Source organism: Nocardia aegles (genome assembly GCF_052545135.1).
The window spans coordinates 1051881-1062420 of record NZ_JBQWRI010000002.1; the positions used below are offsets into that span (position 1 = coordinate 1051881).

The window sequence follows — 10540 nt, forward strand, 5'->3', positions numbered from 1 at the left end:
ATCCGATACCGAGCGAATGCGGGTGGTGCGAGGAGTTCGGCTGGCGACGGCAACCAACAATCCGACGAACAGTCAGATTCGCCAGCTAGCCGGTGCTGTCGTACGGCTCCGGTAGGTTGCTGTAGGCGGCCTGGAGCTGTGGTCGTAAGAAGCTGGGAGGCAGAGCATGGCGGCGAGGTTGGAGGACCTGACTCCGGGGGCGGTCGTCATTGGCCTAGCGGCGGACACCGTGGTGACCGTAGTGGCCGCCAAATGGTACGGCGAGGGTGCCGTGATGCTGACCTACAGACACGACGACGGCGCCGTTGCTGATCAACTTGTGTATCGCGATCATGAAGCACGACTGAGTGTCGGCGCGCAATCACCTGCCTACAGCTTCGATGGTGACGGCGCACTGTTCAAACTCGCTGCCGAAGCGCTGCGGATTCGTATGGCTGCTAGCTTCGATCCGATGCTGGCCGTGACAACCAGTGACTTGGAGCCTCTTCCTCACCAGATCCAAGCTGTCTACGGCGAGCTCCTCGACCGCAGCCCGCTCCGATTCGTACTGGCAGACGATCCGGGCGCTGGGAAGACGATCATGGCTGGCCTCTACATCAAGGAGCTCAAGCTCCGTGGAGACCTGGAGCGGTGTTTGATCGTTGCGCCTGGAGGCTTGGTCGACCAGTGGCAGGAGGAGCTTCTCGATAAGTTCGGCCTTCGCTTCGACCTGCTTACTCGCGATTTGATCCACTCGAAATTGGACGGGTCGGTTTTCGAGGAACACCCGTTTCTCATCGCCCGGATGGACCAGCTCGCGCGGTCAGAGGAGCTGCAACAGCAACTCAAACGATCGGAATGGGATCTGGTTGTGGTCGATGAAGCTCACCGCATGTCGGCAAGCTACTTCGGGGACGAACTAAAGAAGACGATGCGCTACCAGCTTGGGGAGATTCTCGGCAAACAAACTCGACACTTTCTGCTGATGACAGCAACTCCCCATGCTGGTAGTGAACCAAGTTTCCAGCTGTTTATGGGGTTGCTCGATTCAGATCGGTTCGAGGGAAAGTATCGCGAAGGAGTCAGCTCAACCGACACCGACGGACTAATGCGCCGAATGGTGAAAGAAGACTTGCTGACCTTTGAAGGAAGGCCGCTGTTCCCTGAGCGTCGCGCGTATACAGTGCCGTACCCCCTCTCGGATTCAGAGCGTGAGCTGTATGAAGTGGTGACCGCGTATGTTCGCGATCAGATGGGCAAGGCGCAGGCAATGGCGGATGGCAAGCGGGGCAATACCGTCGGCTTCGCGCTCACTGTCCTTCAGAGGCGTCTTGCATCGAGTCCCGAAGCGATACTGCAGTCGCTGGTGCGTCGGCAGAAGCGGCTTCGTCTGCTCCGTCAGGAGATGGTGGCAAACAGGGCTACATCGCAGAGCGCTATTCACGACATCGCCACACGAATTGGTATCGACGCCGACCCTTACGAAGCATTAGATGAGATTCCAAGCTCAGAACTCGAGGAGCTTGAGAATGACGTTGTTGACGCTGCCACCGCTGCTCAGACACTGGCAGAATTGGACAAGGAACTGGTCATCCTCTCGGATCTCGTAGCTGTTGCTCGTCATGTGCGCCACAGCGGTACAGACAAAAAGTGGTCTGAACTACGCGAACTGATGCTCAGCGAACCGATGATACGAGACACGGACGGCAGTCCCCGAAAGCTGATAATCTTTACTGAGCACAAGGACACCCTGGAATATCTTCGAGACCGAATCTGCGGCCTGCTCGGCAAGGAAGAAGCCGTCGTAACCATTCATGGTGGAGTATCGCGGGAAAACCGCCGTAAAATTAAGGAGCTATTCACCCAAGACGTTGAATGTCGCATCCTGATCGCGACAGATGCTGCCGGCGAAGGTCTGAACTTGCAGCGGGCCAACCTGATGGTCAACTATGATCTGCCGTGGAACCCGAACCGCATCGAACAGCGTTTCGGTCGAGTTCACCGCATTGGGCAGACTGAGGTGTGCCATCTTTGGAACCTCGTCGCCGAGGACACCAGAGAGGGAGCCGTCTTTCTTCGGCTGCTGGGAAAGATTGATGAACAGCGTAAAGCCTATAAGGGCAAGGTATTCGACGTACTTGGCGAAGCATTCCAGGACCGGCCACTCCGTACGTTATTGATGGAAGCTGTTCAATACGGAGATCGCCCAGAAGTTCGCAGCCGCCTGAACGAAGTGATAGACGCATCGGTGGGTGAAGGACTTGACAAGCTCCTTGCGGAGCGTGCGCTCGCCCACCAAAAGCTTGCTGATGCCGATGTGGCCGAGTGGCGACTGCGGATGGAAGAAGCTAAAGCCCGGAGGCTCCAGCCGCACTACATCAAGGCGTTCTTCCTTGCTGCTTTCAAGCTGCTCGGAGGTCGTATCTCAGAGCGGGAGCCCGGACGCTACGAGATCACACATGTTCCCGCTGACCTTCGCCACTTTGAACGTCTAGTCAAGATCAGTGCGCCGATAGTTCACCGATACGAGCGCATCACCTTCGACCAGCCGTTGGTTCGGCACGCTGGTGCACCTCACGCAGCTCTTCTTGCGCCGGGACACCCGCTACTTGATGCAGTATTGGCGCTCGTTGTTGAGAGGTACGGTTCGCAGCTCAAGAGTGGTGCCATCTTGGTTAACCGTCGAGATGTCGGAGAGCGACCTCGCTTGCTCGTCGCTGTTACGCAAGAAATTGCAGACGGTCAGGTTCCTCCGAGGACGATCAGTAAACGATTTGACTTCGTTGAAATTGGACCAGAAGAAACCAGAATGGCTGGATCGGCGCCATATCTCGACTATGCGCCCGCAAACGAGGAAGAGCGGGACTTGGTTCGGGCAGTCCGAGACGAAGCGTGGTTGGCGAACGGCGTCGAGGATCTCGCGATCGGCTGGGCGGTGCAACACGGGCTGAGCAACCACATCGCTGATATTCGAAAGCGGGTCGAGAAAGAGACTGAACGCACTCGCAGACTTGTACGTCAACGGTTGCTCCAGGAGATCAACTACTGGGACTCCCGGCATGTCGACCTCCTCGATGCCGAACAATCAGGCAAGTCCGTGAAGATGAGGTCGGAATTTGCCGACCGTCAGGCGCGCAACCTTGAGCAGCGACTCGAACGGCGCATGGCCGAGCTCGACCGTGACACCAGACTGCATGTCCGTCCACCACGCGTCGGTGGAGCCGCTCTGGTGATCCCGCAGGGTTTGCTCGATCGCCTCGCTGGCCTGCGTCACGATCCTCCGGAGGCATACGCGAAGTCGACCGAGGAGGTCGAACGACGCGCGGTCGATCGCGTACTTCAGGAGGAACGCAAGCTCGGACGCATCCCTGAGGAGATGGCGCACAACCACCCGGGTTACGATATCCAATCGCGTACTGTCGATGACCACTGGGTGTTTATCGAGGTCAAAGGGCGGATCCACGGTGCCGCGGACTTCCATGTGACCAGGACCGAGGTGCTGACAGGCAAGAACTCTGGACAGAACTTCAGGCTGGCATTGGTGAGCGTGCACCCTGATGGACCTGAGTACGACGAGGTCCGCTACATCACCGACCCGTTCCAGCATGTAGATTTCGGCAGGTTCGACGCGACCGAGCTCGGTGGCAACTGGAAGAAGACGTGGATGCGAGGAGGGCCTCCGGTATGAACCCGGCAACAACTGACGGTGAGTACCGGCCCAAGCTGATCGAGGTCACTCTGCCGCTGACTCAGATCAGCCGTGCAAGCATCGCCTACAAGGACCGCAAGGTCGGCACGATCAAGAATCTTCACAAATGGTTCGCACCGATGCCTACGCCTGCGCTCCGGGCCCTCATCTTCGCTTCCCTTGTCGATGATCCCGGCCCCGGTCCCGATCGAGACGCGCTCATAGAGTTTGTCAAGCAACTCGTCCCCGCGGACGGAACCGCGCCCACTGACGCCATACTCCGGAAGGCTCGGGCGTACATTGCGGCGTCGAACGACGAGCTACCCACAGTAATTGATCCGTTCGCTGGGGGCGGCTCCACAATTGTCGAAGCGCTTCGTCTCGGTTTGCCAGCAGTCAGCTCCGACCTGAATCCTGTGGCCGCTCTCGTCACCCGAACATTAGGTGAGCTGCTGCCCTCAGTTGCAAGAACTACCGCCGTATCGAGCGACAACGAATCGGGGCGCACTCAGGATGTAGCCTACGACGGCTTTTCCGACGACCTTCGCCACTATGCATCGGTCGTGCTTGAAAACGTTCGCGAGAAGGTTGGGCACTACTATGTGCTTCCTGCCGGCGGCGAACCAGTTGCTTGGCTATGGGCCCGAACCGCGCCTTGCCCAAACCCAATGTGCTCCATCGAAATTCCACTCTTCGGGTCAGCCTGGCTCAGCAAGCAAAAAGGGAGAGAAGCTACGGTCGAGCCCGTAGTCGAGGGCGACACGGTGCGCTTTGTCGTCCACCCGGGCAAGGGTGGCCCAGCGACTGCCACCAAAGGTAGCGGGCGGGCGCAATTCTCCTGCCCGAAATGCTCATCGACACTGGGGGAACGGGAGTTGCGAGTCTTGGGGCAATCTGGGAGGCTTGGCCTCCAGATGATTGCCTACTGTATGGATACCGCCAGCGGGCGGACCTTCGTCAGTCCGGAGTCGGCCGGCGATCAGCAATCTTTCGAAATCGAACTCCCGGACGATCTGGATGAGATCGAGATCGGCAGTAATACGAGGGATTTCCGAACCGGGCTGTACGGTCTGCATCGTCACATTGATCTCTATACGCCTCGGCAGTTGGCCGTATTGGCGGCGTTTTCTGACGAGATCGCTGGCTTGTGCGATCGGATTGTGGATGACGGAGGCAGCGACGAGTACGCGCGCACTGTGGCCACGGTGCTGGGGATCTGCGTGAGCAAGATGGCGCAGGCGAACTCCAGCCTTGTGCGATGGAGGACGCGTCTAGGTCCGTCGAAACCGGAGCCGGGATTCGGTACCCAGGCGATGCCAATGCTGTGGGATTTTGCCGAGGCGTATCCCTTTGGTGAATCCGTCGGAAGCTGGAATGCGCAGGTTAACTCTGTAATCGGGGTGCTGCGTTCATTGCCGTCGGCGGGAATGCTAGGAAGAGTCGCGCAGATTGATGCCCGCCGTGCAGGTGATTTGGTCGACCCTGGTACGGCGCTGATTGTCACGGACCCACCATATTTTGGTCAAATTAACTACGCAGATCTGAGCGACTACTTCTACCTCTGGCTGCGGCGTGCACTTCGCGGAATTCACCCTGATCTATTCGGAACCATCGCCACACCGAAGGCTGTCGAGTTGGTGGCGAATCCAGCTCGCCACGATGGCAGCAAAGACAAAGCTCAGCAGTACTTTATCGACGGATTCACAGAGGTGTTCACCTCGTTGCAGAAGGCTTCCCGAGCGGATCTGCCTATCGTTGTTGCGTACGCCGCCAAACAAGATGATTCTGAAGGAACTGGTGCGGTCTCGTCAGCGTGGGTCTCGCTCCTTCAAGCTGTTTTAGCGTCGGGTCTCGGTATCGTCGGAACGATGCCGATCGACTCCACCATGAGCACCAGACAGGTGAGTCAGGGGGCAAATGCCCTCGCGTCCTACATTATCCTTATCTGCCGGCCGAGGAACGGGGACGAAATTGCGGACAAGTCTACTTTTCTGTCACGCCTGCAGGAAGAGTTGCCTGACGCGATCGAAGCGCTGCGAAAAGGTGGCGTGTCCCCTCTTGACATGGGACAAGCTGCAATCGGTCCTGGTATGAGAATTCTGTCAAGCTACAAAGAAGTGCTCCAGCCAGACGGACAGTCGATGTCGGTTCGAGACGCGTTGGTTGAGATCGACAAGACTGCAACGTCAATTATCGACGGTGAGGAGGCAGAGTTCGACGCCGCGACGAGATTTTCGCTGAAGTGGTTCCGCCAGTTCGGTTTCGAACGCGGTGCGTACGGAGATGCGGATGTCGTTCTCCGACAGACCGGAACCGCGATCCGTGACCTTGTCGAAGCTGGCGTTGTGAGCAACACTCCTCGATCGACTGTCGGCCTGCTCGATGTCGACGACATTCCCGCGAATTATGTTCGCCTCAAGGATCATCGGATCTCCCATTGGGAGGTCGCGATGCACCTGGCGAAGAGGTATAAGGAACATGGCATCGACGGGGCTGCACGATTGGTTGCCGAAGTCCGTAGCCGGCCAGATGCTGCGGTCAGCTTCGACCGCGTGAACCGACTGGTCCATCGTCTGTTCAAGATTGCAGATAGGAAGCATCAGAGAACTGCCGCAATGTTCAACGAGTTGGGTACGGCCTGGCCCGACATCATCAGTGCCGCACAGACTGTCAGACCGGTCGAGTACGGTTCGGAGGAGGAAGCCGACCTCTTCTCCTTCATTGAGGAGGTCGAGGATTGATGACTGACGGGCTGCCGGTTGGGGTGGCCTCCTGGGCTCGAGGGGATAGGTACAAGGATGGCGTTGTCAAACGCCCAGCGGGTGGGCAAGGGATTTGAGATCCTCGCTGAGGGGCTGGAACCGGTCGTAGATCGGCTAATGCAGGAAGCTGCCCCGCAAGGCAAAGATTGGCTGGATCTCGTCGCTGCGAAAGAATCTGCCAAACGTAGCGGTGGAACAAAGCTGTCCAAGCAGGATCCCCAGCTGCAGCTCAAGGTCATCACAGACTATAGAAATGTCTTCCATGACTTGATTGGGCACAGTGGTCAGCGGTATGCAAGCGAGCTGCGCGAGGCTCGTAACGTCTGGGCACACAATGGAAAGATCACTTACGACGACGCCTACCGGATTCTGGATACTATCGAGCGTCTGCTCAGAGCAGTAGGTGAGGTGGCGCTGTCTGACCAGGCTCGTGAGCAGCGTGAGGAACATACGGCGCAGGTTGATAACAAGCGAGCTCTAGATCGTGCGCGCAAGAGCGCTAGCGCTGCGGCGTCGATCACGGTTGCTGCCGAGAGGCTGGGCAGCTGGCGTGATGTGATGATCCCCCACGAGGATGTCCGGACTGGCAAGTACGCCCAGGCCGAGTTCGCTGCTGATCTGTATCATGTCGCCAACGGCAAGACGAGCAGCCTGGAGTATTCCGACCCGGTTCAGTTCTTTCAGCGCACGTATCTGACAGATGGTCTGCGTGAGTTGTTGTCCAATACCGCGCGACGGATTGCGAATGACGGCAATGCTGAGCCGGTCTTCAACCTCCAGACTAACTTTGGTGGTGGCAAGACCCATTCGATGCTTGCAGTATGGCACCTATACTCTCCGGGCTACAGTGCGGATGACTTTCCCCAGCCTGTTCAGGACATGCTCGGAGGGACCCCACTCGTCCAGGGAGTGCGTCGGGTTGCCATCGTCGGCAACCATATCGAGACGGCCAAGCCTTCTCGTGAAGGTGGCCGGCCAGGAATCAACACTCTTTGGGGTGAGCTCGCCTGGCAACTCGGTGGGCAGGCTGCCTACGACATTGTTGCGGAATCGGACCTGAACAGAGTGCCTTCCGGAGCCTCTCTCCGGCAGTTGCTTGAGACCTATGCCCCGTGTGTGATCCTGATCGATGAGTGGGTGGCCTACGCGCGGCTGCTCCACGGCAGGGACGATCTTCCCGGTGGCAACTTCGAAGGCCAGTTCACCTTTGCTCAAACACTTACCGAGCTGGCCAAAGCAATCCCCGGCATCATGCTAATCGTCTCGGTTCCGGCCTCTCACGACCCCAAGGACCGTACAACAAGAGGCAACGAGGCGGAGGTTGGGGGAGTCCGCGGTCAAGAAGTACTGGAACGACTGCAGAACGTGGTCGGCCGGTTGGGAAAACATTGGCGTCCAGCCACTCCAGATGAATCGTTCGAGATCGTCCGACGTCGATTGTTCGAAGAACCAACTGCGCATGCGACAAAGGAGCGGGACTTCATCGCAAAAGCTCTGGTGAAGTTCTATCGAGAGCATGGTGCCGAGTTCCCTAACACGGTGTTGGAGCCCAAGTATGAGGACGAGATCAAAGGCGCCTACCCGATTCACCCCGAGTTGTTCCACCGCCTCTACGAGGATTGGTCGACCCTAGAGCGCTTCCAGAAGACCCGCGGCGTTCTGCGCTTGATGAGCGCGGTAATCTATCGGCTGTGGCAGGCAGAAGATCCTGCTCCGCTGATCATGCCTGGATCGCTGCCGCTGGGAGACGAGTGGGTGCTCGGTGAGATCACGCACTACCTGTCGGATTCGTGGAAAGCTGTCATCGAGGCCGATGTCGACTCGCCGAACTCCACCCCCGAGCGTGTCGACAAGAGTCGTGCGATATTTTCTCAACGCCACATCACGCGTCGGCTCGCCCGCTCGGCATTCCTTGCCTCGGCGGCTCGGAGCGGTGCTCAGCAGAAAGGTGTTGAGCGGAAGCGAATCTGGCTTGGCACCGCTTTGCCGGGGGACGTTGTTGGGAACTTCGCCTCAGCTATCCACCTCCTGAGCGAGCAGGCGCTCTACTTCTACGTCGATGGAAGTTCATACTGGTACGACACCCAACAATCGGTCAATCGTCTTGCCCGTGATCGTGCGGAGGAGTATCGCAGCCACCCTGAGGACGTCTATGTGGAAATAGTCCGCAGGTTGAAAGAACGTGATTCTGCGGGTAAGCATAGAGGATTGTTTGGGCGGGTCTTCCCGGGTTCGGAATCGGGTGACGTCTCCGAAACAGTTGAAGTTGCCCTTGCGATAATTCATCCGCGGTATCATTTCTCGGCGCAGAACCAAGTCAACCCCGCGCTTGAATACGCCACGCAGACACTTGAGGCACGCGGTGATGCGCCGCGAATGAACCAAAACATGCTGGTCTTTGCGGCTGCCGATCGCGAACTGCTGGGCTACTTGATGGATGCGACCCGCGAATACCTGGCGTGGGAATCCATCGTCAATGATGGTGACTTGCCCCTAGTGCCGGACCAGGCGTCGATGGCACGGAAGCGTCGTAAGACCGCCGATGACACGGTCTGGCTCCGCTTGACCCAGGCTTATAACACCGCTATCTATCCGGTCTGGGACGAGAAAACCGGTCGAGTTGGATTGCGTGCAGTCACTTTGGATGATGAAGGCGATGTAATCCCGGACCGCGTCGGAACGAAGCTTCGCAATCTCGACAAACTCCGCGTGGTGCAGGGAGCGCGGCTGATTCGACACGATCTCGACAAAAAACTTTCCAAAGTATGGGAGTCGGGCCACATCTCGTTGGGTGAGTTGTGGCAGTACTACTGCCGGTACCCATACCTGAGTCGTCTGAGGAGTCGAAAGGTTCTTGAAGAAGGAATCTTTGGAGTATTCGAGGAATTGACTGGGGGTGTGGAAGGCTTTGCGGTCGCCGCTGGATATGACGACGCGGACAACCGCTACATCGAGTTGGTCCTGCCAGGCTCGGGGGAGTTCCTGACTCAGTTGACCGACAGCAGCGTGCTTGTCCAGCTCGGACGTGCGTACGCTCAACGGGAGCGTGACAAGGTTGATGACGAGCTGGAATCAACGGCCGAATCAGGCGACCACGCGGGGCCGCGTCAGCAGACTGGTCACACTGAAGCTGCTTCGGATTCCAGCTCGGGTGGAGCAACAGAGCGGGCCGTCAGCCAGCCGCTTGTTCGCAATACCAGGTTTTGGGGCTCGTTGCAGGTGAACCCTGAACGCTATTCCCGCGATCTGAACAATCTCGCCAAAGACCTGCTGGCGCTATTGTCCGCGCCCGAAGGCGTGGACCTTGATGTGGAGGTGCAGATCACTGCGACGCGAACAGACGGATTCTCCGAGGACACTGTAATGAAGGTGCTGGAGAATCTTGGGCACCTTCGAGTCGAAGGGAAATTCGAGGACCGATAGCGGTCGCTGTTCGACCATGAGTCGTGTGGATGGCTCCTTGGCCTGCGAGGAAGCCGGTGGAAGCGCCTCCTTTATGAGTCGGGCCAAGACACTGGTGACCCGCCCTAGCTAGGGCAGGTCACCAGTGGTGCCCTTTCTCCTCCGACGTACCCGTGAGAAAGATGAGGACCGCGGGCAACCGGGGACTACTGAGGGCCAACCACAACCGGCCCGATGTGACCGGTGTCGAATCGTCAGTCGTCACCTGACGGACTCGTCTGGCCCGCCCTCGATGGCACGTTGTAGGACAGCGGCGGCGTTGCGGTGCGGTCGGCCTCGTGCCATGTAGTACTTCTGCGCCATCGTGACATCGATCTGGCCGAGGACGTCAGCGGTAACTCGGGCAGATAGGCCAGCATCATCGAGGATCGTGGCGACGGCGTGGCGGAAGCTGTGCGGGGTGATGTCCTCATCGAAGCCAAGGGCTTCACGGACGCGCTGCCACGCGTGACCGACATTCTGCGGGTCGCGCAGCGTCCATACGGCGGACGGGAATGGCCTGTTCCCATTGAGTAAGACCAGTTGGTATTAGAGTCCTTGTTGGCCCTGGTGAGGGCTGGAAGGGACACTGAGGGATATGGCAGGACGTAAGCGGCATTCCGCGGAGGACATCGTGCGGAAGCTGCGCCGTGCCGACGAGCTCGCGGCC

The 10540-nt window shown here is 58.4% G+C and carries 3 protein-coding genes and 1 pseudogene; 3 read left to right on the top strand and 1 reads right to left on the bottom strand.

Going from position 1 to position 10540, the window contains the following annotated elements; all coding sequences use genetic code 11:
* Positions 1-166: 166 nt before the first annotated feature.
* The 3 genes from ACT89H_RS09985 to ACT89H_RS09995 are packed head-to-tail and all read left to right on the top strand — an operon-like array spanning position 167 to position 9852.
* Positions 167-3667 carry a helicase-related protein gene (locus ACT89H_RS09985; protein WP_498049527.1) on the top strand — a complete coding sequence of 1167 codons (3501 nt, stop codon included), beginning with the start codon at positions 167-169 and terminating at the stop codon, positions 3665-3667.
* Entirely contained in the window at positions 3664-6408 is a 2745-nt protein-coding gene (locus ACT89H_RS09990) for a DUF1156 domain-containing protein (protein WP_445108230.1), read from the top strand. The genes ACT89H_RS09985 and ACT89H_RS09990 overlap by 4 nt, the downstream gene beginning before the upstream one ends.
* Positions 6409-6465: 57 nt before the next feature.
* Positions 6466-9852, top strand: coding sequence for a Swt1 family HEPN domain-containing protein (locus ACT89H_RS09995; RefSeq protein ID WP_445108231.1), 3387 nt, complete (start codon positions 6466-6468; stop codon positions 9850-9852).
* Between the two features lie 240 nt (positions 9853-10092).
* Here ACT89H_RS09995 and ACT89H_RS10000 read toward each other — a convergent pair.
* A pseudogene (locus ACT89H_RS10000) lies at positions 10093-10386 on the bottom strand (tyrosine-type recombinase/integrase); the annotation flags it as partial.
* Between the last annotated feature and the right edge of the window lie 154 nt (positions 10387-10540).

What these genes read in the sequence shown, in the direction of transcription:
- ACT89H_RS09985 (WP_498049527.1), top strand. Translation starts at nt 167, where the DNA reads ATGGCGGCGAGGTTGGAGGACCTGACTCCGGGGGCGGTCGTCATTGGC.
- ACT89H_RS09990 (WP_445108230.1), top strand. Translation starts at nt 3,664, where the DNA reads ATGAACCCGGCAACAACTGACGGTGAGTACCGGCCCAAGCTGATCGAG.
- ACT89H_RS09995 (WP_445108231.1), top strand. Translation starts at nt 6,466, where the DNA reads ATGGCGTTGTCAAACGCCCAGCGGGTGGGCAAGGGATTTGAGATCCTC.